Source organism: Streptomyces griseosporeus, from assembly GCF_014656055.1.
In the GTDB taxonomy this organism is placed as follows: domain Bacteria; phylum Actinomycetota; class Actinomycetes; order Streptomycetales; family Streptomycetaceae; genus Streptomyces; species Streptomyces griseosporeus.
This window is the reverse complement of record NZ_BNBR01000006.1, coordinates 468,328-489,886: the sequence shown is the minus strand read 5'-3', so window position 1 is coordinate 489,886 and position 21,559 is coordinate 468,328. Positions and strand designations below refer to the sequence as shown.

The 21,559-nt window shown below is 71.6% G+C and carries 22 protein-coding genes; 14 read left to right on the top strand and 8 right to left on the bottom strand.

Annotated elements, in window-relative coordinates:
- Positions 1-32 precede the first annotated feature (32 nt).
- The 5 genes from IE308_RS28830 (at position 33) to IE308_RS28810 (ending at position 5,667) form a co-directional block, all read left to right on the top strand.
- Positions 33-905 (top strand): FadR/GntR family transcriptional regulator, encoded by an 873-nt coding sequence (locus tag IE308_RS28830; protein ID WP_190220152.1) that lies wholly within the window; start codon positions 33-35, stop codon positions 903-905.
- Positions 905-1,642: an HAD family hydrolase gene (locus IE308_RS28825; protein ID WP_229909207.1), complete on the top strand. Its 738-nt coding sequence runs from the start codon at positions 905-907 to the stop codon at positions 1,640-1,642. Before IE308_RS28830 ends, IE308_RS28825 begins: the two co-directional genes overlap by 1 nt.
- Before the next feature lie 146 nt (positions 1,643-1,788).
- The gene (locus IE308_RS28820; protein ID WP_190220150.1) at positions 1,789-2,892 is read left to right on the top strand and encodes an aminoglycoside phosphotransferase family protein; all 1,104 of its coding nucleotides are present in this window, start codon (positions 1,789-1,791) and stop codon (positions 2,890-2,892) included.
- Between the two features lie 45 nt (positions 2,893-2,937).
- Positions 2,938-3,579, top strand: a complete 642-nt coding sequence (locus tag IE308_RS28815) for a TetR family transcriptional regulator (RefSeq protein ID WP_190220149.1) — start codon at positions 2,938-2,940, stop codon at positions 3,577-3,579.
- A 51-nt stretch (positions 3,580-3,630) separates the two neighbouring features.
- Positions 3,631-5,667: a HelD family protein gene (locus IE308_RS28810; protein WP_190220148.1), complete on the top strand. Its 2,037-nt coding sequence runs from the start codon at positions 3,631-3,633 to the stop codon at positions 5,665-5,667.
- Between the two features lie 241 nt (positions 5,668-5,908).
- Here IE308_RS28810 and IE308_RS28805 read toward each other — a convergent pair whose 3' ends face one another.
- Positions 5,909-6,802 carry an NAD(P)-dependent oxidoreductase gene (locus tag IE308_RS28805; protein WP_110628942.1) on the bottom strand — a complete coding sequence of 298 codons (894 nt, stop codon included), beginning with the start codon at positions 6,800-6,802 and terminating at the stop codon, positions 5,909-5,911.
- Between the two features lie 136 nt (positions 6,803-6,938).
- On the opposite strand from IE308_RS28805, the gene IE308_RS28800 reads away from it, so the two are divergent.
- The 4 genes from IE308_RS28800 to IE308_RS28785 all read left to right on the top strand — a co-directional run bounded on the left by IE308_RS28800 (position 6,939) and on the right by IE308_RS28785 (position 9,190).
- Complete coding sequence (locus IE308_RS28800) at positions 6,939-7,502, top strand: GNAT family N-acetyltransferase (RefSeq protein WP_190220147.1); 564 nt, start codon at positions 6,939-6,941, stop codon at positions 7,500-7,502.
- A gap of 53 nt (positions 7,503-7,555) precedes the next feature.
- Entirely contained in the window at positions 7,556-8,044 is a 489-nt protein-coding gene (locus tag IE308_RS28795) for a helix-turn-helix domain-containing protein (protein ID WP_110628940.1), read from the top strand.
- Positions 8,045-8,121: 77 nt separating this feature from the next.
- Positions 8,122-8,712 carry a hypothetical protein gene (locus IE308_RS28790; RefSeq protein ID WP_110628939.1) on the top strand — a complete coding sequence of 197 codons (591 nt, stop codon included), beginning with the start codon at positions 8,122-8,124 and terminating at the stop codon, positions 8,710-8,712.
- A gap of 124 nt (positions 8,713-8,836) precedes the next feature.
- On the top strand, positions 8,837-9,190 hold the full coding sequence (locus IE308_RS28785; RefSeq protein WP_110628938.1) for a DUF2516 family protein: 354 nt from the start codon (positions 8,837-8,839) through the stop codon (positions 9,188-9,190).
- A gap of 34 nt (positions 9,191-9,224) precedes the next feature.
- Here the strand turns inward: IE308_RS28785 and IE308_RS28780 are convergent, their stop codons facing one another.
- From IE308_RS28780 to IE308_RS28770, 3 genes are all read right to left on the bottom strand, one after another.
- Positions 9,225-10,535, bottom strand: coding sequence for a PP2C family protein-serine/threonine phosphatase (locus IE308_RS28780; RefSeq protein ID WP_110628937.1), 1,311 nt, complete (start codon positions 10,533-10,535; stop codon positions 9,225-9,227).
- A gap of 303 nt (positions 10,536-10,838) precedes the next feature.
- Positions 10,839-11,978, bottom strand: coding sequence for a C40 family peptidase (locus tag IE308_RS28775; RefSeq protein ID WP_110628936.1), 1,140 nt, complete (start codon positions 11,976-11,978; stop codon positions 10,839-10,841).
- A 172-nt stretch (positions 11,979-12,150) separates the two neighbouring features.
- Positions 12,151-12,972, bottom strand: coding sequence for a class I SAM-dependent methyltransferase (locus tag IE308_RS28770; protein ID WP_190220146.1), 822 nt, complete (start codon positions 12,970-12,972; stop codon positions 12,151-12,153).
- A gap of 266 nt (positions 12,973-13,238) precedes the next feature.
- Here IE308_RS28770 and mshA point away from each other — a divergent pair, with 266 nt between their 5' ends.
- Both mshA and IE308_RS28760 read left to right on the top strand, forming a co-directional pair.
- Positions 13,239-14,576: a D-inositol-3-phosphate glycosyltransferase gene (gene mshA / locus IE308_RS28765; protein ID WP_190220145.1), complete on the top strand. Its 1,338-nt coding sequence runs from the start codon at positions 13,239-13,241 to the stop codon at positions 14,574-14,576.
- A complete protein-coding gene (locus tag IE308_RS28760; protein WP_190220144.1) occupies positions 14,569-15,078 on the top strand; it encodes a type III secretion system chaperone family protein in 510 nt (169 codons plus the stop codon). The genes mshA and IE308_RS28760 overlap by 8 nt, the downstream gene beginning before the upstream one ends.
- A 13-nt stretch (positions 15,079-15,091) precedes the next feature.
- Here IE308_RS28760 and IE308_RS28755 read toward each other — a convergent pair whose 3' ends face one another.
- On the bottom strand, positions 15,092-15,949 hold the full coding sequence (locus IE308_RS28755; protein ID WP_190220143.1) for a helix-turn-helix transcriptional regulator: 858 nt from the start codon (positions 15,947-15,949) through the stop codon (positions 15,092-15,094).
- A gap of 49 nt (positions 15,950-15,998) precedes the next feature.
- Here IE308_RS28755 and IE308_RS28750 point away from each other — a divergent pair, with 49 nt between their 5' ends.
- Positions 15,999-16,442: a DUF2000 domain-containing protein gene (locus IE308_RS28750; RefSeq protein ID WP_110628929.1), complete on the top strand. Its 444-nt coding sequence runs from the start codon at positions 15,999-16,001 to the stop codon at positions 16,440-16,442.
- 28 nt (positions 16,443-16,470) lie between these two features.
- Here IE308_RS28750 and IE308_RS28745 read toward each other — a convergent pair whose 3' ends face one another.
- Positions 16,471-17,055, bottom strand: coding sequence for a hypothetical protein (locus IE308_RS28745; RefSeq protein ID WP_229909205.1), 585 nt, complete (start codon positions 17,053-17,055; stop codon positions 16,471-16,473).
- 23 nt (positions 17,056-17,078) lie between these two features.
- Complete coding sequence (locus IE308_RS28740) at positions 17,079-18,416, bottom strand: MDR family MFS transporter (RefSeq protein WP_190220141.1); 1,338 nt, start codon at positions 18,414-18,416, stop codon at positions 17,079-17,081.
- Between the two features lie 173 nt (positions 18,417-18,589).
- Here IE308_RS28740 and IE308_RS28735 point away from each other — a divergent pair, with 173 nt between their 5' ends.
- Positions 18,590-19,351 carry a phosphoglyceromutase gene (locus tag IE308_RS28735; protein WP_110628927.1) on the top strand — a complete coding sequence of 254 codons (762 nt, stop codon included), beginning with the start codon at positions 18,590-18,592 and terminating at the stop codon, positions 19,349-19,351.
- A gap of 81 nt (positions 19,352-19,432) precedes the next feature.
- Here the strand turns inward: IE308_RS28735 and IE308_RS37510 are convergent, their stop codons facing one another.
- Complete coding sequence (locus IE308_RS37510) at positions 19,433-19,819, bottom strand: ribosomal protein L7/L12 (RefSeq protein WP_373314618.1); 387 nt, start codon at positions 19,817-19,819, stop codon at positions 19,433-19,435.
- A gap of 466 nt (positions 19,820-20,285) precedes the next feature.
- Here IE308_RS37510 and IE308_RS28725 point away from each other — a divergent pair, with 466 nt between their 5' ends.
- A complete protein-coding gene (locus tag IE308_RS28725) occupies positions 20,286-20,894 on the top strand; it encodes a hypothetical protein (RefSeq protein WP_190220140.1) in 609 nt (202 codons plus the stop codon).
- Positions 20,895-21,559 lie beyond the last annotated feature (665 nt).

The following is a 21,559-nucleotide window of genomic DNA, read 5'->3' as shown; positions in this document are numbered from 1 at the left end:
AACTCCACGGAGATAGGTCAGAGTTGTAGCGTTTGGTCGTGACCCAGGAGAACGTGGCAGTGAACGGCAGCAGAAGGCGTACGCCCCAGGAGATCGCCGAGACCCTGCGCGACCGTATCCGCGCCGGCGCACTCAAGGCCGGCGACCGCCTGCCCACCCAGGCCGAGCTGGCCGAGGAGTTCGGGGTGGAACGCGGCACCGTCCGCCAGGCCCTGCGCGTGCTCCAGGAGGACGGCCTCCTCACCAACGTCAGCAAGGGCAGCCCACCGCGCATCGCCGAGCCCGCACCCGCGTCCGGCGCGCCGCAGCCGACGATGGTCGGACTCGCGCCCCGCCTGGTGGAGGCCTTCACCGCCCGGCGCGTCCAGGTGGACGTCGTCTGCCACACCGCGGAGACACTGCTGCTGGCCCTCGGCGAGCCGCTGCGCCACATCCACGAGGGCATGCTGCGCCCCGAGTCGATCGACGTCCGCATCCTGCTGCCCTCCCGGGACATCAACCTCGCCTTCCCGGTGCCGGTCGAGGGCGACGACGACACCGTCCACGAGCGCTGGCTGGCGATGCGCAACGCCCAGAGCCAGGTCCTGCGCCACAACCTGCTCGCCCTGCGCTCCACCCACAACATCGACGTCCACGTCACCTTCCGCGCCCTGACCTTCACACCGCCGGTCAAGCTCTACCTGCTCAACGGGGCGGAGGCGCTGATCGGCTACTACGTGGTGGCCCGGCGGGAGGAGGAACACGCGGGGCAGACCCTGGACATGTACGACGCCCTCGGAGCCACGTCACTGCTGTTCTCCTTCCAGCGCCAGGCGGTGGGCCGGGACGCGGCGTTCGTGGAGGAATCCCAGAAGTGGTTCAACGCCCTCTGGGAAACCATCACCACGGACCTGACACTCTCTTAGTGACTTCTGATACGACGCAGAGCGAAGTGGCGGCAGAGCGGACCGAGTTGCTGCGCGATCTGATCAGCAGGGCACAGGTCGTCCTGTGGGACTTCGACGGCCCCATCTGCCGGCTGTTCGCCGTCCACCGCGCCGAGAAGGTGGCGCAGGACCTGGTGGAGTGGCTGGGGTTCCAGGGCCTGCACGGCCTGCTGACCGAGGGCGAACGCGACTCGCTCGATCCGCATGCCGTGCTGCGCGCCCTGGACCGCCGCCGTCCGGGCAGCGACCTCATCGCGGAACTGGAGGAACGCCTCACCCAGCAGGAGCTGCGCGCCGCGGTGTCGGCGATGCCCACGGCGTGGGCCGACCCGCTGATACGCACCTGGACCGCCGTGGGCGCCCGGCTGGCGATCACCACCAACAACTCCCCGCGCGTCGTCGAGCACTATCTGGCCGGTCGCGGGCTCACCGCCTGCTTCGCCCCCCACATCTACGGCCGCACCCAGGACCTCCACCTGCTCAAGCCCGACCCGCACTGCCTCAACCGCGCCCTGCGCGCCATGGGCTGCGCCCCGACGTCGGCCCTGATGATCGGCGACACCCCTTCGGACTACCTCGCCGCCCGGGCGGCGGGAGTGCCCTTCCTGGGTTACGCACGCGACGAGAGCAAGGGCCACCACCTCCGGCAGGCCGGCGCCACGACGATCGTGTCCTCGCTCGAAACGGTCCTGAAGGCCCTGAGAGCCCAGGCCTGACTCCCGTACACCTGCCCGCCCGATCGCCGTCCCGTGGGACCGGTTTCCCCGGGAACGGCGTTGTGCGCGATCCCCGGCGGCCGGTGCAGTAACGTACTTTCACTTCCGCACCCTCGGAAGCGTCGAAGGCGAAAGAAAAACGGGCGATGTCCCCCGAAGCGGCTTCCCTCACTCGGCGGCGCGCGGTCGAGATGAGCGGTGACGAGAGCGTGGTCGAGGGCCCGCTGTCCGGCTACCACCACGAGACGTACGTGTTCCCCCTGCCCGGAACGGCGGGCGGCGGGCAGGCCGTCCGCTGGAAGTGCCGGGAGCCGCGCGGCGGACTGCTGTGGTTCGACCGGCGGTGCTTCGCCTCGGAGGAGCAACTGCTCGCCTCGCTCCGCGGAAGGATCTCCGGCATTCCGGAGATCATCGAGGCCGACGGTCTCCGCTTGCAGCGCTTCGTTGAGGGCCGGACGCTCGGCGCCCTGTGGGCTTCCGGCCTGCCCGTTCCGGACGCGCTGTGCCGGCAGATCGTGCGCCTTTTCGGCGAGATGGCCGAGGTGACGCCCGAGACACTCCCGGTCGAAAGGCGGTGCCGGGCCGCGGACCGGCCGGAGAACGGCGACACCGACGGGTTCCTGGAACGGCTAGTCGCCTTCACCGAGGAGCGCGTCTACTGGGGGAACCGGGACCGTTTCGGGGGGCTCTTCGCCGCACTCGGACTGGACGGTGACTGCTTCCGGCATCTCCGGAAACAGGTGTCGGGCCTCAGCGAGCGCCCTTTCTGCCTGCTCCACGCCGACCTGCACCGGGAGAACTTCGTAGTCGACCGGAACGGCCGGCTCTGGACGATCGACTGGGAACTCGCCCTCTTCGGCGACCCGTTGTACGACCTGGCCACCCACCTGTATCTGATGCGCTACGCGGCCCGGCAGGCCCACCACATGGCGCGGAGATGGGCGGCGGCCGTGGAGCGGGTGCGTGCCGGGAGCGCCAACGGCTGGCAGCGCGACCTGAACCGCCTCATCGCCTACAAGAAGGCCCAGTCCGTCTTCACCGATGTGATCCGCGTGGCCCTGTCGCTGGACACCGGCCCCGACCCTCTCGGCCACCGGCTCGCGGGAGCGCGACGGAAGATCCACCGGATCCTCGCGGCTGCGGCCGGGCCCCTGGGGATGGACTCGGTTCCGGGCCATCGGCAGATCGGAGCCGCCCTGATGGGCTGGGTCGCCGACCACGGCCGGAACCCAGCGGTGACCTGGCGCTGAGCGGCAACATGCCGGCCCCCGGTGCCGCGCCCGTAGGCTCGCTGCATGAGCGAAATCGGGCTGCGTGAGCGCAAGAGGCAGCGGATGTTCCAGGAGCTGTCGGACATCGCGATCCGGCTGTTCCTGGAGCGGGGGTTCGACGCGGTGCCGGTCGCCGAGGTGGCCGCGGCGGCCGAGGTGTCCAAGCCGACGCTGTTCCGGTACTTCCCGGCCAAGGAGGACCTGGTCCTGTACCGGATCGCCGATCACGAGGGCGAGGCGGCGCGGATCGTCGCCGGGGCCGACGTGCCGCCGCTCGACGCGCTGCGGCGGCACTTCCTGGACGGGCTGCGCCGGTACGACCCGGTGACCGGGCTGAACGACGCGCCCGAGGTGCTCGCCTTCCACTCCCTGCTCTACGGCACCCCCTCGCTCGCGGCCCGGGTCATGGCGTACCAGGAGCGGTCCGAGGCCGCGCTCGCCGAGGTGCTCGGCGGGGATCTCGACGCGCGACTGGCCGCGGCGCAGATCGTCGCCGTACAGCGGGTGCTCGCGCTGGAGAACTGGCGGCGGATCGCCGCGGGGGAGCGGGCGGTGGCGCTGCGGGCGGAGGCGGAGGCGGCGGCGGAGCGGGCGTTCGGGCGGCTGGAGGCGGGGCTGCCGGGGCTGCGGGCGGTCGGGCCGGCCTTGGATGCCGACCGCAAGTGAGATCGGGTAATGAATTTAACTCGGTAACGAATTTTGGGCTAGGGTCGGTGCATGACGTCACCCGACCCCGCCCTCAGTAACGACCTGACCCGGGCCCGCGCCTACCACGACACCTGCCGTGCCGCCCTCGCCGCGATGATCGACGGCGCCGACGAGCAGGTCGTCATCGGCGAGGACGTCTCCGCCTCGGGTGCCGACGCCGAAGTCCTCGGGTACCGCCTGCGCAGCCAGGCCAAGGAACTGCGCGAACTGCCCGAGGGACCCTTGTTCTTCGGCCGGCTGGACTTCGCGCCCGACGCCGCCGACCACGCCGGGCAGCGCTACCACATCGGCCGGCTGCGGATCACCGAGGACCCGGCCGCCCCACCCCTCGTCGTCGACTGGCGCGCCCCCGTCTCCCGCGCCTTCTACCAGGCGAGCGCCCGCGCCCCGCAGGGCGTCGCGGTACGGCGGCGCTACGGCTGGGCGCCGGGCAGCCGCGGCGACTCCGCCGATCTGACCGGCCTGGAGGACGAGCACCTCGGGCGCGGCGAGGACCGGTCGAGCGCCATCGTCGCCCGCGAGATCGAACGGCCCCGGGTCGGGCCCATGCGCGACATCGCGGCCACCATCCAGCCCGAACAGGACGACCTGGTCCGCGCGGACCTGCCCGTCTCCGTCTGCGTGCAGGGCGCCCCCGGCACCGGCAAGACCGCGGTCGGCCTGCACCGCGCCGCGTACCTCCTCTACACCCACCCGCAGCGCATCCGCCGCGGCGGTCTGCTCGTCCTCGGCCCCAACCGCACCTTCCTCTCCTACATCGCCGAGGTGCTGCCCGCGCTCGGCGAGACGGGCGTACGGCAGTCGACCCTGACGGAGGAGGTCGCCGCGTCCCGCCCGGTCACCGGGTACGACGACGAGGCCGCCGCCTGCCTCAAGCACGACGCCCGCATGGCGGAGGTGCTGCGCCGGGCGCTGTACGCGCGCGTGACCGCCGACGGCGCCGACGACCTCGCCGTGGTGGACGGCTCCTACCGCTGGCGCGTCGGCGCGGGCGAACTGGCGCGGATCGTCGGGGGCGTGCTGGAGGAGCGGCCGCCGTACGCGATCGGCCGGGAACGGGTGCGCAGCAGGATCGTGCGGCGGCTGCAGGAGCAGGCCGAACGGCGGGCCGGGCCGCAGCCGCTGTCCTGGGTACGGCGGATCGAGCGGGCTCGGGTGGTGACGGCGTGCCTGGACGCGGTGTGGCCGAAGGCGCGCCCGGAGGAGGTGGTGGCGGACCTCCTCACCAGCCCCGACGCGCTGGCCCGGGCCGCCGACGGACTCCTCTCCCCGGCCGAGCGGAAGACGCTGCTGTGGGCGAGGCCGCCGCGCTCGTGGAAGTCCGCGCGCTGGTCGGCCGCCGATCTGGTCCTGCTCGACGAGGTCGCCGGGCTGATCGAACACCCCGAGGGGTACGGCCATGTCGTCGTCGACGAGGCCCAGGACCTGTCCCCGATGGAGGCCCGGGCCGTCGCCCGCCGCTCCGCCTTCGGCTCGCTCACCGTCCTCGGCGACCTCGCGCAGGGCACCACGCCGTGGGCGGCCCGCGACTGGGCCGGCCTGCTGCGGCACCTGGGCAAACCGGACGCGACCATCGTCCCGCTGACGACCGGCTACCGCGTCCCCGCCGCCGTCCTCGGCCTCGCCAATCGGCTGCTGGCCCGGCTCGACGTCGCCGTACCCGAGGCGCGGTCGCTGCGCCGGGACGGCGAGCTGCGGATCGTCGACGCGGGAGCCGACCTGGCGGGCGCGCTGGTCACCGCGGTGCGGGACGCCCTCGCCGGGGAGGGCTCGGTCGGCGTGGTCGCGGCCGACGGCGACGTCCCGGCGGTACGGCGTGCCCTGACCGGCGCAGGCATCGCCCACGGCGGCCCGGAGGACCTGGCCACGCGCGTGACGGTCGTCCCGGCCACGCTGGTCAAGGGCCTGGAGTACGACCACGTGGTGGCGGTCGAGCCCGCCACGATCGCCGACGCGGAGCCCCGCGGCCTGCACCGCCTGTACGTGACCCTGACCCGCGCGGTCTCCCACCTGACGATCCTCCACACCCACCCCCTGCCGTTCTGACCCTGCGACCCAGCGGGCCCTGACGGTGACCTTCCATCTGCGGGCCGTCCGTGGCCGCTCGCGCAGTTCCCCGCGCCCCTGGGTGCGTCGACGCACCGTCGGCTCCGGGGAGTCGGGCAGGTGCTCCACACGGGCCTGCGGCCCCACCCCGCCCCGACGGTGGTCTTCGGGGCTGCGGGCCGTCCGTGGCCGGTCGCGCAGTTCCCCGCGCCCCTTGGGTGCGTCGACGCGTCGTCGGCCGTCAGCGCGAGGACAGCAGTTCCGTCACCCTGATGAAGCCGTCCTTGCCGTGGCCGCGGGCGATGACGCGGCGGGCCTGGCCCTCCACCGTGCGCATCAGGGTCGCGTCGATGCCGTGGGACTCGGAGGCGGCGACGATGTGGGACATGGACGCGGCGGCCGAGGTGATCGGGTTGATCGCGCCGGAGTACGTGCCGGCGTCCACGTCCCCCGCGAACTCCTCGAACAGCGGCGGCAGGATGGCCGCGATGCCCGCCGCGAACGGCGCCAGCTCCCGCGCCGTGACGCCCTCCGCGCGGGCCATCGCCAGGGCGTGGGCGTAGCCCGCCATCGCCGTCCAGAACACGTCGAGCAGCGCCAGGTCGTGCGCGGCGGCCCGGCCGATCTCCTCGCCGAGGTGGGTGTGCGTGCCGCCGAGCGCGGCCAGCACGGGCCGGTGCTCCTCGTACACGTCCAGCGGCCCGCTGTGCAGGAACACCGCGTCCGGCGTGCCGATGCTCGGGGCAGGCGTCATGATCGCGCCGTCCAGGTAGCGGATGCCGTGCGCGGCGGCCCACGCCCCGGTGTCCCGGGCCCGGGCCGGCGTGTCGGCGGTCAGGTTGAGGACCGTACGGCCCTTCAGCGCGGCCGTGACGTCCTCGCCGCGCAGGACGGCGTCGGCGGCGTCGTAGTCCACCACGCACACCACGGTCAGGTCACTCGCCGACACCGCCTCCGCCGCCGTGGCCGTCCCTCGTGCCCCGCGGGCGAGGAGTTCGGCGTCGCGGCCGGGCGTGCGGTTCCAGACGGTGACGGACGCACCCGCCTCCAGGAACGCCCCAGCGAGGGCACGGCCCATGGGGCCCAGGCCCAGGACGGTGACGGTAGAGGGGGTGGGGTGGTCGGTTGTGGGCATGGGGGAACTCCAGTACGGGGGAAGGGGGATGGGGCGTGCCGATCAGCTTCTTCAGCCTCCGTCGGTGCGTCCGTCCTGCCTAGTACGCACAAAAAAGTGCGTGCCCCGGCGGCCGCCCTCCCGGCACGATCGCCCCATGCCTGCCTTCCTGGAGACCGCGCGGCTCGTGCTGAGGCCCTTCACCCCCGACGACGCCGACCACCTCCATGCCCTCGACAACGACCCCGACGTCATGCGCTTCCTCAACGGCGGGCGGCCCACCAGCCGCGAGACCGTCGTGGAGAGGGTCCTGCCGCGGCTGCTGCACGAGCACCCCTGCCTTGGCACCCGCGGGTACTGGGCCGCGGAGGAGAAGGGCAGCGGCGCCTTCCTCGGGTGGTTCGAGTTCCGGCCCGTGGACGAGCGCAGTGCCGCCGTCGTGGAGCTGGGATACCGGCTGGTCAAGGCCGCCTGGGGCCGCGGATACGCCACCGAGGGCGCGCGGGCGCTCATCGACCACGGCTTCACCGCGTTGCCCGTGCGGCGGGTCACCGCCAACACGATGGCCGTCAACCGGGCCTCCCGGCGCGTGATGGAGAAGTCCGGACTCGTCTTCGTACGGACGTACTTCGGCGACTGGCCCGAGCCGATCCCCGGCTCCGAACACGGCGAGGTCGAGTACGGACTCACCCGCGAGGAGTGGGAGCGGCGCCGCCGATAACCCTTGCAAGCAGGATGCTTGCAATAGTTAGCGCGGTGCGGCAAGGTGGAGGCATGGCATCGCTCAACGTCGGCAATCTCGGTGACTATCTGCGCGAGCAGCGGCGCAACGCCCAGCTCTCGCTCAGGCAGCTCGCCGACGCCGCCGGGGTGTCCAACCCGTACCTGAGCCAGATCGAGCGCGGGCTGCGCAAGCCCAGCGCGGAGGTGCTCCAGCAGGTCGCCAAGGCGCTGCGGATCTCCGCCGAGACGCTGTACGTGCGCGCCGGCATCCTCGACGCCGAGCGGGACCGGGACGAGGTGGAGACCCGCGCGGTCATCCTCGCCGACCCGACGCTCAACGAGCGGCAGAAGCAGGTGCTTCTGCAGATCTACGAGTCGTTCCGCAAGGAGAACGGGTTCGGCGCCGAGGCCGAAGCCGAGGCCGAGGCCGCGTTCGGGGCCGAGACCGGCCTCGACGGGCGGACCGAGAGCGACGCCGCCGCGGACGACCCCCGCACGGTCGGCGGAAGCGACGCCGATCCGCGGCGGACGGCCGGTTGACCGGTCCAGGGAAAGACCGGCCGCCCGCCGCGGATCAACCGACCCTCATCCGAAAACCATCCGGGAGGACCATCACCATGGCCATCACCGACGACCTGCGCAAGACTTTCAGCGACCCCACCCCGCTCTACTTCGCCGCCGGCACCGCCGACCTGGCGTTCCAGCAGGCCAAGAAGGTGCCGGCCCTGGTCGAGCAGCTGCGTGAGCAGGCCCCGGCCCGCTTCGAGGCGGTCCGCGGCACCGACCCCAAGGCGGTGCAGGAGAAGGCCACCGCCCGCGTCCGCGAGACGCAGGAGACCCTCCAGGCCAAGGTCACCGAGCTGTTCTCCGCCCTCGACGGCGACCTGAAGAAGCTCGGCGAGACCGCCCAGGACCTCGCCCTGCGCGGCGTCGGCGTCGCCGCCGAGTACGCCGTGAAGGCCCGCGAGACCTACGAGAAGGTCGCCGAGCACGGCGAGCAGGCCGTGAAGACCTGGCGCGGCGAGGCCGCCGAGGGCATCGAGGACCTGGCCGTCGCCGTCGAGCCGAACGAGCCGGCCAAGCCCAAGGAGGAGCCGAAGCCGGCCGCGGCCACCGCCGAACCGGCCGCGGAGAAGAAGCCCGCCGCCAAGCGGACGACGACGCCGCGCAAGACCACGGCGAAGAAGACCACGCCGGCCGCCGAGTAACCGGCCGGTTCACCAGGCGGCGGTCACGGGCCGGGCACGTTCCGGGTGCCCGGCCCGTTCTCTGGGTACGGTGGCGGCGACAGGCCACGAGCAGGGCAGTTGGAGAGACGGGCGGTGGAGGGCGATGCTGATCGCGGGTTTCAGCTGGGTGATGTTCCTGCTGAGCTTGGCGCTGGTGGTGTTCAGCGGGTTCGCGCTAATTGACGCCGCGATCCGCCGTGAGGACGCCTACCGGGCGGCGGACAAGCAGACCAAGCCGTTCTGGTTGATCGTCCTCGGCCTGTCCTTCCTGGTGAACGTGGCGAACGTGACGCTGGCCAGCATGTGGTTCCTGCTGATCATCGGCCTCGTCGCGACCATCGTGTACATGGTCGACGTCCGCCCGGCCCTGCGCGGCCTGTCCGGCGGCAGCGGCTGGGGCCGCCGCCGCGGCTCCAGCAGCGACGGACCGTACGGCCCGTGGAACGGCGGCCGCTGAACCACCCGGACTCACAGATGCCCCAGGGGCGTCCCTACGGCACCCGGTCCAGCAGGACCACCGCCACGTCGTCCGTCAGCTCGCCGCCGTTCAGTTCGCGGACCTCGTTGACGGCGGCCTGGAGCAGCTCCTCGCCGCGCAGGCCCTGCGCCAGCTGGCGGCCGACCATCTCCACCATGCCGTCCTGGCCGAGGCGCTCCCCGCCGTCGCCGACCCGGCCCTCGATCAGACCGTCGGTGTAGAGCATCAGGCTCCACTCCGAGCCCAGCTCCACCTGCATCCGCGGCCAGCGCGCGCCCGGCAGCAGGCCGAGGGCGGGGCCGTTGTTGTCGTACGGCAGCAGCCGCGGCCGCTGGCCGGGGCGGGCCACCAGCGGGGACGGGTGGCCGGCCAGGCACAGGCCGGCGCGCCGGCCGTCCGGCGCGATGTCCACCGTGCACAGCGTCGCGAAGATCTCGTCGTCGCCGCGCTCGTGCTCCAGCACCTGCTGGAGCGTGTTCAGCAGCTCGTCGCCGCACAGCCCGGCCAGCGTCAGCGCCCGCCAGGCGATCCGCAGCTCCACGCCGAGCGCGGCCTCGTCCGGGCCGTGCCCGCAGACGTCGCCGATCATGGCGTGCACCGTGCCGTCCGGGGTGCGGACGGTGTCGTAGAAGTCACCGCCGAGCAGCGCGCGGGAGCGGCCGGGGCGGTAGCGGGCGGCGAAGCGCAGCGAGGAGCCGTCCAGCAGGGGCGTGGGCAGCAGGCCCCGCTCCAGTCGGCGGTTCTCCTGGGCGCGCAGCCGGCCCTCGGCCAGCTTCCGCTCGGCCGTGTCGGATCGTTTCCGCTCGACGGCGTACCGGATGGCCCGGCTCAGCAGCCGTCCGTCCAGTTCGTCCCGGAAGAGGTAGTCCTGGGCGCCGACGCGCACGGCCTCGGCGCCGCGCTCGGCGTCACCGGAGGCGGTCAGCGCCAGCACGGCGTGCCGGGGCGCCAGCTCCAGCACGTGCCGCAGCACGGCCAGCTCGTCCTCGTCGCCCTGGGCCCGGCCGGGCGCGGACAGCGCGAGGTCCAGCAGGATGCAGTGGACGTCGTCGGTGAGCAGCCGCTCGGCCTCGGTGAGGTTGCGGGCGGTGCGGATGCGGATCGGCTTGCCCGCCGAGTCGAGCAGGTCGGGCACGATCGGCGAGCCGCCGGGATCGTCCTCGATCAGCAGCAGCGTCAGGTTGGTGGTGGTGGCGGCGTTGTCGACGACCGTGGCTTCCTTGCGCGGGGTCTCTTCCTTCGAGGGGCCGCCGATGGGTGCGGCCGGCGCCTGACCACTCTCCACGGCCGGGATCGCCCTGGGCCGCGGTACGGGTACGGGCATTGTCTTGGGTTCCTTCCCTCCCCCCGAGGGCATGGCGGAGCCGAGGGACCTCGGTCCACCGACGGGGACCATAGCGGGTGGCGGTGCCGTAGAGGAATGGTGTGGGCCACCCCGTCCGGCCACCGGCCCCTGTCATATGCCGCGTTCCGTACCGCAGTTGGACAGGTCGCCGCCGGAACGGGGATGACGAACGTCACGTCCGTGCGAAGTTCGGCGTGCGGTGGGTCACGTGGCCGGGGTCACCGGGGGGCCGATCGGGGTGTGCCGCCGGTCACCCGGGGACAGTTGGCGGTGTGCCGCCGGTCACGCGTCCGGCCGGACGACCCCCAGGATCGGCATCGAACCCGCCCCAGCGACGGTCACCGTCCGCCCGGGGCGCGGGGCGTGGACGATCGTGCCGTCGCCGATGTACATCCCGACATGGCTGGCGTCGCCGAAGTAGATGACCAGGTCACCGGGGCGCATGTCCTTCACGTCCACGTGCCGCAGCTGCCGCCACTGCTCCTGGGAGGTCCGCGGGATCGGCCGCCCGGCGTGCGCCCAGGCCTGCGAGGTCAGCCCCGAGCAGTCGAAGGTTCTCGGCCCCTCGGCGCCCCATTCGTACGGCTTGCCCATCTGCGCGGTGGCGTAGCTCACGGCCTTCGCGCCCTGCTCGGAGGCCTTGCCCTGGATGTCCTTGAGGACGCCGGTGTCCAGCCACGCGGTCTGCGCCTTCTGCGCCGCCTGCCGCTCCAGTTCGGCGAGCCGCTCCTTCTCCTGCTTCTCCAGCCGGGACTCCAGCTTCTCGGCCTCGGCGATCTGCTTCTGGACCTTCTTGCGCGCGGCTTCCTTCGCCTTGCGGTTGGCCTCCAGTTCGCGCCAGTGGGCGGCGGCGTCCGCGGCGTACTGCTTCAAGTCCTGCTGGGTGCGGGTCATTTCGTCCAGCATCGCCTTGGTGGCGCGCTGGCCCTGGAGCACCCGGCCCGCTCCGTCGAGGAACTGCCCCGGGTCGTCGCTGAGCATCAGGTGCGCCTCGGGCGGGAGTCCGCCGGAGCGGTACTGCTGGCGGGCGGCGGCGCCGGCCCGGTCCTTCAGCGCGTCGAGCCGCCGCTGCCCCTCGACGATCTTCTTCGCCAGCTGGACGAGCTGCGCTGACTGCTTCTGCGCCTTCTCCTCGGCGGCGTTGTAGGCGTCGGTGGCGACGGCCGCGTCGTGGTACAGCGACTCCAGCTTCTCGCGTACGGCTTCGAGGTCCTTGTTGGGCGGAAGCGGCGGCACGACCGGTGCCGTGGACGAGGTCGGCGTGGGCGAGGCCGGCGTGGACGAGGTTGACGAGGTGGACGAGGTCGGCGTGGGTGTGGGCGTGGGGCTCGCGAAGGCCGTGCCCGGTGCCGCCAGCACGGTGATCCCGCAGACCACGGTCACGGCGGCCGTGATCAGGCCGCGCTTGCCCGCCGTACCCATACGTGTCCCCCAAGCTGATTAACCGTCAGTAACTTCCTGGCGTCGGGGGGATCGTGCCATGTCCGCGCGGAAAGCAACAGAGGCCATGCCCGGGTACAGAACCCCCTCTACCGGCCTCCCCCGCCGCCCCCCGGTCACTGTGACGAACGACCCGCGGAGATCGTTCCGTCCGTCAGGGGCGCGGCCGTGGCGCCAAGGCCGCCCAGGTCACGGTCACTTCGCCCTGCCGCCAGCGCACCGGCCCGTCCGTCACCGGCCAGTCGGCGGCGAGGTCGCGCACCGTGCGGATCCAGCGCTGCCGGGCGCCGTAGGAGGCGTACGGCGCGGCGGCGGCCCAGGCGCGGTCGAAGTCGCGCAGGAAGGCGTGGACGGGTTCGCCCGGCACGTTGCGGTGGATGAGCGCCTTCGGCAGCCGCTCGGCGAGGTCCGAGGGCCGGTCCAGCGAGCCGAGCCGGGTGGCGAAGGTGACCGTGCGCGGACCCTCCGGGCCGAGCGCCACCCACACGTGCCGCCGCCCGATCTCGTCGCACGTGCCCTCCACCAGCAGCCCGCCGCGCGAGCCGTCGCCGGCCGGGGCCAGCCGGGCGCACAGCCCCTGCCAGACGGCGGCGACCTGCTCCTCGTCGTACTGGCGCAGCACGTTCGCCGCCCGGATCAGCTGCGGCCGGCCGGGCACCGGCACCTCGAAGCCGCCGTGCCGGAAGACCAGCCCCTCGCGCTCGTACGGCCGGGCCGCCGCGACCCGCGCCGGTTCGATCTCGATGCCGACGACCCGGGTGCGGGGCGCGACGGTCCGCAGCCGGCCCAGCAGCTCCACGGCGGTCCAGGGCGCGGCACCGTACCCGAGGTCGACGGCGACCGGGTCGGCGGCCCGGCGCAGCTCGGCGCCGTGCGCGGCGGCGATCCAGCGGTCCATGCGGCGCAGCCGGTTCGGATTGGTCGTCCCGCGCGTGACCGTGCCCACGGGGCGGCGGGCGGGGGCGCGGGAGGTCATGGATACGAGGGTATGCGGCCGCGGGTATGCGGCCGGAGCGGGCGGGTACCCGGACGCATCCGCTCAGGGAGGGGAGCGGCACCGGCGCAGGCGCCCGGCAGACGCATCCACTCATCGAACGGTTGAGCGATCTCGATAACACCTCGGCAAAAAGCCCCCCGCCCGGAGGCCGCGCAGGAATGGGAATGCCTCGCTCCGCTGTTCCCACCCGTGGAGGGCGCCCAGCACCCTCCGCCCGGCATGCCCGCAGCAAGGAGGAACGCCACGTGAGCCACTACGTCAGCAGGCTCGGGCGTCGCTCCCCGTCGGCACCCGGCCGGCTCCGGCTCCACCGGCGCCCCCGCCGCATCGCCATGCTCTCGGTGCACACCTCCCCCCTGCACCAGCCGGGCACCGGCGACGCCGGCGGCATGAACGTCTACATCGTGGAGCTGGCGCAGCGCCTCGCCGCGATCAACATCGAGGTCGAGATCTTCACCCGGGCCACCACCGCGGCCCTCCCGCCGGCCGTGGAACTCGCGCCCGGCGTCCTCGTCCGGCATGTCGACGCCGGCCCCTACGAGGGCCTGGCCAAGGAGGACCTGCCCGCCCAGCTGTGCGCCTTCACCCACGGCGTGATGCAGGCCTGGGCCGGCCACCGCCCCGGCTACTACGACCTCGTCCACTCCCACTACTGGCTCTCCGGCCACGTCGGCTGGCTCGCCGCCCAGCGCTGGGGCGTCCCGCTCGTGCACGCCATGCACACCATGGCCAAGGTCAAGAACGCCAACCTGGCCGACGGCGACACCCCCGAGCCCGCCGCCCGCGTCATCGGCGAGACCCAGATCGTCGCCGCCGCCGACCGGCTGATCGCGAACACCGCCGAGGAGGCCGAGGAACTGGTACGGCACTACGCCGCCGACCGGGCCAAGGTCGCCGTCGTCCACCCGGGCGTCAACCTCGGCCGGTTCCGCCCCGCCGACGGCCGTGCCGCCGCCCGGGCCCGCCTCGGCCTGCCGCAGGACGCGGTGATCCCGCTGTTCGCCGGCCGCATCCAGCCGCTGAAGGCTCCGGACGTGCTGCTGCGGGCGATCGCCGTGCTGCTGGACCAGCGCCCCGAGCTGCGCTCCCGCCTCGTCGTGCCCGTCGTCGGCGGCCCCAGCGGCAGCGGCCTCGCCAAGCCGGAGGGCCTGCAGAAGCTCGCCGCCCGGCTCGGCATCGCCGACGTGGTCCACTTCCGGCCGCCCGTCGACCAGGACCGGCTCGCGGACTGGTTCCGCGCCGCGTCCGTCCTCGTCGTCCCGTCCTACAGCGAGTCGTTCGGCCTGGTCGCCATAGAGGCGCAGGCCACCGGCACCCCGGTGCTGGCCGCCGCGGTCGGCGGCCTGCCGGTCGCGGTCCGCGACGGCGAGACCGGCTTCCTCGTCCAGGGGCACGATCCGGCGGCGTACGCGCGCGTGCTGGCCCGCTTCGCCGACGACCCGCAGCTCACCCCGCGCCTGGGCGCGGCCGCCGCCCGGCACGCCATGTCGTTCGGCTGGGACACCGCCGCCGCCGCCACCGCCGACGTGTACACGGCCGCCATGCACGCCCACCGCCGTCGCGTACGCTCCCACCATGGCTGACGGACACAACGCACAGCAGGCCGCGCAGGTCGTCGAGGACGCCCTGAAGGACGCCGAGCTGGAGTGGGAGAGCCCCAAGCCCGGCACGTACGTGGTGAAACTGCCCGGCACCCGCAAGCTGTCCACGACCGTGCAGCTGATCGTCGGCCGCCACTCGCTCTCCCTGAACGCCTTCGTCATCCGCCACCCCGACGAGAACGAGGCGGGCGTCCACCGCTGGCTGCTGGAGCGCAACCTCAAGCTGTACGGCATCAGTTACGCCGTCGACCCGCTCGGCGACATCTACGTCACCGCCCGCCTGGCGCTCGCCTCCGTCACCGCCGACGAGATCGACCGCCTCCTCGGCCAGGTCCTCGAAGCCTGCGACGGCGCCTTCAACACCCTGCTGGAACTGGGCTTCGCCTCCGCGATCCGCAAGGAGTACGCCTGGCGGGTCTCGCGCGGGGAGTCGACACGGAACCTCGACGCCTTCCGGCATCTGACCGAGCGGCAGGCCGACTGACGTCCTACGGCGCTCAGCGCCCGCCGCCCCGGTAGCGGCCCGGTGTCACCCCCACCAGTCTGCGGAAGTGCCGGGTGAGGTGGGCCTGGTCGTAGAAGCCGGTCGCGGCGGCCGTCTCGCCCGGTGGCATTCCGTCCAGCAGCAGCCGCCGGGCCCGGTCCACGCGCCGGGACGTCAGGTACTGGTGCGGGGCGATGCCGTACGCCCCGCTGAACGCCCGTACCAGATGGGCCGGATGGGCCTGGAGCACTCGCGCCGCCTCCTCCAGCGTGACGCCCTCGGCGACGCGCGCGTCGAGCAGGTCGCGCAGCCGCCGGGCGAGGGCCGGGTCGCGGTGGGGCGGCCGTGCGGCGGCGGGGGGCCGCAGGTGTGCGCGCAGCCGTTCGCCGACGAGCGTCAGCCTGCTCTCCGCCTCCAGCTCCTCCCCCGGCCGGGCGAGCGCGGCGTGCACCTGCCCTACGCGCCGCCGCAGCAGCGGATCGCGCAGGTCGGGCGCGTCGACGGCGGCCCCGATCAGCTCGCCCGGCAGATGCCGGGTGTCCAGGTACAGCACCCGCTTGCGGAAGCCGTCCGGGGTGGCGGCGGAGCCGTTGTGCGGGACGTGCGGCGGCAGCAGGCTGACCGTGTCGTGCGGGGTGCCGTGCTCGTGCCGGTCGAGGTCGTACCGTACGGCCCCGTCGTCCACGATCAGCAGCGTCCACGCCTCGTGGACGTGCATCGGGTAGGCGTACCCGGTGAAGTGGGCGTGGAAGACCTCCACGACGCCCGGGACGGCGGGGCGCCAGGCGGTGACTTCCTGGGTGGTGACGTCCCGGGTGGTGGCTTTCTGGGTGGTGACGTCCTGGGTGGTGGCTTCCTGCCGGGCGGCCATGCAAAGAACGTACAAGACGGGGTCGTACGGCGGTCGGCAGTCTCGCCGTATGAGCACGCACACCACCGCGGGTGAGGAACCCGTCCGCTTCGACACGAAGATCGCCGTCCTGCTGCGCGACGACCTGGAGCCCTGGCAGCGGCTGAACGTGACCGCGTTCCTGGTCAGCGGCCTCGGTACGGCGGTCCCTGAGGTGATCGGGGAGCCGTACGAGGACGCCGGCGGCGTCGGTTACCTGCCGATGTTCCGGCAGCCGGTGCTGGTCTTCGAGGGCACCAAGGAGACCCTGACCGCGGCCCACGGCCGGGCGCTGTCCCGCGCGCTGCCCCGGGCCGTCTTCACCTCGGACCTGTTCACGACCGGCAACGACCGCGACAACCGGGCGGCGGTGCGGGCCGTACCCACCGCCGACCTGGACCTGGTCGGGCTGGCGGTGTACGGCCCGCGCAACGCGGTGGACAAGGTGCTGAAGGGCTCTCGGATGCACCCGTGAGCGTGCGGCCTCCGGTGCCGCGTGGCGCCTACCGCTCCTGCGGGTCGAGCTTGTCGGCCATCGCGCGCAGGGCGTCGGCCAGCTCCTGCTTGGTGGGCAGCTGGTCGACCTTGTTCTCCAGCTCGGCGATGCGCCGGTTCAGCTCCGCCAGGTCGGTCGGGGCGGGGGAGGGCGGTACCTCGGTGGGGTTGTCGGTGGGCCAGTCGATGGGCGGGGGCGGGGTGTAGGTGGGGTTGGGGGACTCGTCGCCGCCGCCGGAGGTGCCGCCGGAGACGCCCCCGGCGGTCGTCGTGCCGCCGTCGGTCGAGGGGCCTCCGTCGGTGGTGCCCCCGTCGGTGGACGCGCCGCCGTTGTCCCCGCCGGAGGTGCCGCCGCTGTCGGTCGTACCGCCGTCGGGCGCCGGGTCGCCGTAGGTGGCCGTCGGCGACGGCTGCGGGGTGGGCTCGTCCGCGGAGCCGGCGGCGAGGGCGGCGCCGACGCTGAGGGCGACGAGGGCCGCCGCCCCCGCGACGGTGGCCGTCAGCCGCCCGGCGCGGCGGGTACGGGCTGCCGATATGAGGTGGGTTCTCTCCTGGTGCTCCGTGTTCTCGGTGGTGCGCTCGTTGTTGTCCATGGGCCGAAGCTAACCGGCGGTGATCAGTGGACGGAGGGGTTCCGTCGATCTGCCGGGGTGTCGCCGGGCGCGGCCTGCCGGGGCAGGTCGGACGGGGTCGCCCCCTCGTCGGCCGGGCCGGCCTGCCGCGCCACGTCCGCCGGGACCGGCTCCTCTTCCGGCAGCCGTCGCATGAGGGCGCCGTACCCGAGGCCGGCGGCGGTGCCGACCACGGCGCACAGCCCCCACAGCCAGTCAGCGCCGTACCGGTCGATGACGAACCCGGACATCAGCGGCGCGACGAGGGCGGCGACGGACCAGGACATGGTGTACATGCCCTGGTAGCGGCCGCGGCCCTGGGCGGGGGAGAGGCGTACGACGAGACCGGTCTGGGTGGGCGCGTTGACGATCTCGGCGAGCGTCCACACGCAGACGGTCAGCGCGAAGACGCCGACGGACCCGGCGAAGGCGGTGAGCCCGAAGCCGTACCCGGCGAGCAGCGAGGAGATCACCAGCAGCCGCTTGGGGTCCCAGTGCTCGATGAACCGGGTGACCGGGATCTGCAGGGCGACGATGAGGACGCCGTTGAGGGCGACGGCGAGGCCGTAGTCGGCGGGGGTGAACCCGGCCTCGCCCATGGCGACGGGCAGGCCGACGAAGCCCTGCTGGAAGATCAGCGCGACGAGGAAGGACAGCCCGACGAGGCTCATGAAGCGCCGGTCGCGCAGGACGGTGCCGAGGCCCACGGAGTCGGCGGCCCCGTCCCCGTCCTTGCCCGCGCTCGGCGGCCGGGACTCGGGGACCTTGAGGAAGACGACGAGGGCGCAGACGAGGGTCATCCCGGCCTCGACGAGGAAACCGGCGCGGTAGCTGACCTCGGCGACGAAACCGGCGGCGGTGGAGGAGACGGCGAAGCCCAGGTTGATGGCCCAGTAGTTCAGCGAGAACGCCCGGACCCGGTCCTTCTCGGGCACGATGTCGGCCATCATCGCCTGCACGGCGGGCCGCGAGGCGTTGGACGCCATGCCGACGACGAAGGCGACGGCGGCGATGGCCACCGGGTCCCGCATGAACGCGAGCACCGCCACGGAGGCGGCGGTGGACAGCTGCGCGAGCAGCATGGTCGGCCGCCGCCCGACCCGGTCGGCCATCACACCACCACCGAGCGAGGAAAGCACGCCCCCGAGCCCGTGGAGGGAGACCACGAGCCCGGCGTAGAAGGCGGAGCCCCCCAGATCGAGCGTGATCCACAGCACCATGAAGGTGGCGACGAAGGCGCCCAGCCGGTTGACGAGGGTGCTGGTCCACAGCCACCAGAACTCACGGGGAAGCCCCGAGACGGTCTCGCGGGCGGCGCGTCTGAGGGAGACGGCGGACGGCATGGCAGGAACCCCCGTAGGTAATGAGCGCGAGTAGCAAGCAGACCTTACGAAACCGGGCTCGGCGGGGGCCACTCGTTTAACAAATGGCGTCAACCGTCGGGGAGGGACGTGGGGGCGTCCGCCCATCGGGCAGGGGACACCGGCGACGGAGGGCTTGGATTACGCTCATACGCATGGCCGACGCACCGTACAAGCTGATCCTCCTCCGCCACGGCGAGAGCGAGTGGAACGAGAAGAACCTGTTCACCGGCTGGGTGGACGTCAACCTGACCGCGAAGGGCGAGAAGGAGGCGACGCGCGGCGGCGAGCTGCTCAAGGACGCCGGCCTGCTCCCCGACGTCGTCCACACGTCCCTCCAGAAGCGCGCGATCCGCACCGCCCAGCTCGCGCTGGAGGCCGCCGACCGCCACTGGATCCCGGTCCACCGCTCGTGGCGCCTGAACGAGCGCCACTACGGCGCCCTGCAGGGCAAGGACAAGGCCCAGACCCTCGCCGAGTTCGGCGAGGAGCAGTTCATGCTGTGGCGCCGCTCCTACGACACCCCGCCGCCCCCGCTCGCCGACGACGCCGAGTACTCCCAGGCCAACGACGCCCGCTACGCGACGATCCCGCCGGAGCTGCGCCCGAACACGGAGTGCCTGAAGGACGTCGTCGAGCGCATGCTCCCGTACTGGTACGACGGCATCGTCCCCGACCTCCTGGCCGGCCGCACGGTCCTGATCGCGGCCCACGGCAACAGCCTGCGCGCCCTGGTCAAGCACCTGGACGGCATCTCCGACGAGGACATCGCGGGCCTGAACATCCCGACGGGCATCCCGTTGGCCTACGAACTGGACGCCGACTTCAAGCCGGTCGTCCCGGGCGGCAAGTACCTGGACCCGGAGGCGGCAGCGGCGGCGATCGAGGCCGTGAAGAACCAGGGCAAGAAGAAGTAGACGCCCATGTGATCGGCCCCCTGCCTGCGGGTTCTCCGCGGGGAGGGGGCTTTTCGCTGTCGCTGGGCCGTCTCTGGGCCGTCAGGGTGATGTAGCCGTGCGCTCTCCGGGCTCCAGCTCCTGTCTCCACTCCGCTATGGCACCGGCGCTCTGAAGCACGGCGACAGCGGATTGGGCCCTGTACGCAGACAGACCCCCGAGGAGGGCGACGGGCGCTTGGCGCGCCAGGTCCCAGCTGCGCCACAGGCTCTGCCCGGTCACCATGCGGACTGCCAGGATCACCTCCCTCTCGCAGGGTCCGCAGTCGATGAGCACCACCTCGTGGGACGGGTCGTCGCAGAGCAGCGTGTAGTACTCGGTGGACTCTTCGTCGGACATCTCGCCCTCCTGGCTCAGCGAACGGACGAGGTCAGCGAGCGCACGGTCGAGGTCTACGTGATCAGGCTCTAGGACGCGCTGCACGGCCATGGCTCCCACGTGCGGAGCCACGACGGGAAGCGCCTGATCCCAGCGGGATAAGACTTTCTCTACTACATCAAGGCCCGCGCACGGCGCGGGCGCGCGCCGCCTCTGCGGCGCGGCCTGCCTCCTGTCTTCGCCCCGGCTGGCCGCGCCCGGCGGCGCGCTCGGCGGCTGCGGGCATGTCGTAGGGAAACCCTCTGTGGCTGGGGCGGTCGGCTCCGCGGCTTTAGGCAGCCAATTTGGCGCGAGCCTCGAAGATCATGGCCCAAGATCGGGCACTAACGGGCAGGCTCACAAACCTGCCCGATCCGCTGGCTAGCGTAATGGGCCATGATAACTCGCGCCAAATCAGCTCCAGCCCAAAGCCGCTCCACTGACCTATCGCGATGGCGAGAACCCGGATTGGCGAAATCGGCACAAAAGTGCCCGCAAGTCGGGTAGCCTCACCGCACTAGCAGCATCAGGAGGCGCAATGCAGGCACAGGAATCCCGCGTTACGGTCCAGATCGTTTCGCATCCGACGGCTTACCCGGAAGAAGTGTGGGAAGTCAATCTTGAGCACATCAGCATGTCGACTGAGGAAATTCTTGATGAGCTTTCTAAAATAGCGTGGGCCGAGGGCGGCGAATATCCCGCACACTTTGTTTTGCGTGGTCAACATGGGCATCACTCCTGGGGCGCTTCCGGGTCGTTTGGTGAATTTGTTCTCCAATTGAGCAGCGGCATGGGTGGTGGACTTGGTGTGGTGGCAGTACAAGCAGCCATCAAATCAACCTTTGAAAAAATCCGGAAGAGGGCTGCCCGTGATTCATGGGAGAATCTTGCGACCGAGGAGGAGGCGCAAAATGTGGCGCGTATGAAAATCAATTCGCATTATGACGTTGCTCTCGATGACTTGACGTTGGTAGGTTCCGATGTTGATGCCCAAGCGGCGAAATATGCTTTCAACTTTCGAGACGCCCAGGGAAGGTCGTTTGGTGCGGAAGTAATGCCTCTCGAAGGTATTGTTTGTTGCAGTAGGATTTGGATGCGGAATTATGAGATGACCCCCCGCCCTGAGTTTCGGTCCGAGGGCGAGTGAGGGGTATCTGCGGGGCTTAGGTCATGGGAGGTGTGAAGTCTGCGTCTCGGGGGCCCGCGAACCAATTCCAGATAAGTTCAGTTGCGTATCCCTCTCGCGGAACTGCTGACGTCCGCTGTATCTCAATGGGTACAGGTATCGATCGTGCACGTTTCCAAGAAGGCGTGTCAACCAGTAGCAGCGGTGTCCAACTGTACGCCCGCTCTTTCGCGACGCCCATAATGCGAAGGGTCACCAACTCGCCCGGAGCGACGTCGATAACATTCCTTTCGAAGTACGGTGATGGTTCTATGGAATTATGGCCATCGCCGTAAACGATTTGTCTAGCGACGCACTGAGGGGCGTCGAGGTCCACATGGAGGGCAATGATTGAATTTGTACCAGCCGTTGGGTAGGTCACGCCTGCCTCTGAGACTGGCTCTCCTTCGTCGGTCTTCTGTAGATCGATGCCTTTGATTTGGAAGGGTGTGCCCTTTGAAGTGTTCTCGACCGTGACTTCCACGATGGAGTGCTCTTGATCATAGGACCCGAACTTCTCCAGCCATCGGTAGAGTGCATGCAACGTATGGTGGGAGTTGTCTGCTTCGATTTCCGGAGCTCAGCTCACGCATGCTCGGGGGAACGGGCTCGTTGCGGAAAATTGTTGACCGCAGCGCCACGCGCCA

Excerpts from the sequence above, each read along its gene's own strand:
- IE308_RS28725 (WP_190220140.1), top strand. The coding sequence starts at position 20,286 with ATGCAGGCACAGGAATCCCGCGTTACGGTCCAGATCGTTTCGCATCCG.
- IE308_RS28760 (WP_190220144.1), top strand. The coding sequence starts at position 14,569 with ATGGCTGACGGACACAACGCACAGCAGGCCGCGCAGGTCGTCGAGGAC.
- IE308_RS28810 (WP_190220148.1), top strand. The coding sequence starts at position 3,631 with ATGACGTCACCCGACCCCGCCCTCAGTAACGACCTGACCCGGGCCCGC.
- IE308_RS28740 (WP_190220141.1), bottom strand. The coding sequence starts at position 18,416 with ATGCCGTCCGCCGTCTCCCTCAGACGCGCCGCCCGCGAGACCGTCTCG.
- IE308_RS28755 (WP_190220143.1), bottom strand. The coding sequence starts at position 15,949 with ATGGCCGCCCGGCAGGAAGCCACCACCCAGGACGTCACCACCCAGAAA.
- IE308_RS28790 (WP_110628939.1), top strand. The coding sequence starts at position 8,122 with ATGGCCATCACCGACGACCTGCGCAAGACTTTCAGCGACCCCACCCCG.
- IE308_RS28780 (WP_110628937.1), bottom strand. The coding sequence starts at position 10,535 with ATGCCCGTACCCGTACCGCGGCCCAGGGCGATCCCGGCCGTGGAGAGT.
- IE308_RS28775 (WP_110628936.1), bottom strand. The coding sequence starts at position 11,978 with ATGGGTACGGCGGGCAAGCGCGGCCTGATCACGGCCGCCGTGACCGTG.
- IE308_RS28750 (WP_110628929.1), top strand. The coding sequence starts at position 15,999 with ATGAGCACGCACACCACCGCGGGTGAGGAACCCGTCCGCTTCGACACG.
- IE308_RS28770 (WP_190220146.1), bottom strand. The coding sequence starts at position 12,972 with ATGACCTCCCGCGCCCCCGCCCGCCGCCCCGTGGGCACGGTCACGCGC.
- IE308_RS28785 (WP_110628938.1), top strand. The coding sequence starts at position 8,837 with ATGCTGATCGCGGGTTTCAGCTGGGTGATGTTCCTGCTGAGCTTGGCG.
- IE308_RS28795 (WP_110628940.1), top strand. The coding sequence starts at position 7,556 with ATGGCATCGCTCAACGTCGGCAATCTCGGTGACTATCTGCGCGAGCAG.
- IE308_RS37510 (WP_373314618.1), bottom strand. The coding sequence starts at position 19,819 with ATGGCCGTGCAGCGCGTCCTAGAGCCTGATCACGTAGACCTCGACCGT.
- IE308_RS28805 (WP_110628942.1), bottom strand. The coding sequence starts at position 6,802 with ATGCCCACAACCGACCACCCCACCCCCTCTACCGTCACCGTCCTGGGC.
- IE308_RS28815 (WP_190220149.1), top strand. The coding sequence starts at position 2,938 with ATGAGCGAAATCGGGCTGCGTGAGCGCAAGAGGCAGCGGATGTTCCAG.
- IE308_RS28745 (WP_229909205.1), bottom strand. The coding sequence starts at position 17,055 with ATGGACAACAACGAGCGCACCACCGAGAACACGGAGCACCAGGAGAGA.
- IE308_RS28800 (WP_190220147.1), top strand. The coding sequence starts at position 6,939 with ATGCCTGCCTTCCTGGAGACCGCGCGGCTCGTGCTGAGGCCCTTCACC.
- IE308_RS28735 (WP_110628927.1), top strand. The coding sequence starts at position 18,590 with ATGGCCGACGCACCGTACAAGCTGATCCTCCTCCGCCACGGCGAGAGC.
- IE308_RS28820 (WP_190220150.1), top strand. The coding sequence starts at position 1,789 with ATGTCCCCCGAAGCGGCTTCCCTCACTCGGCGGCGCGCGGTCGAGATG.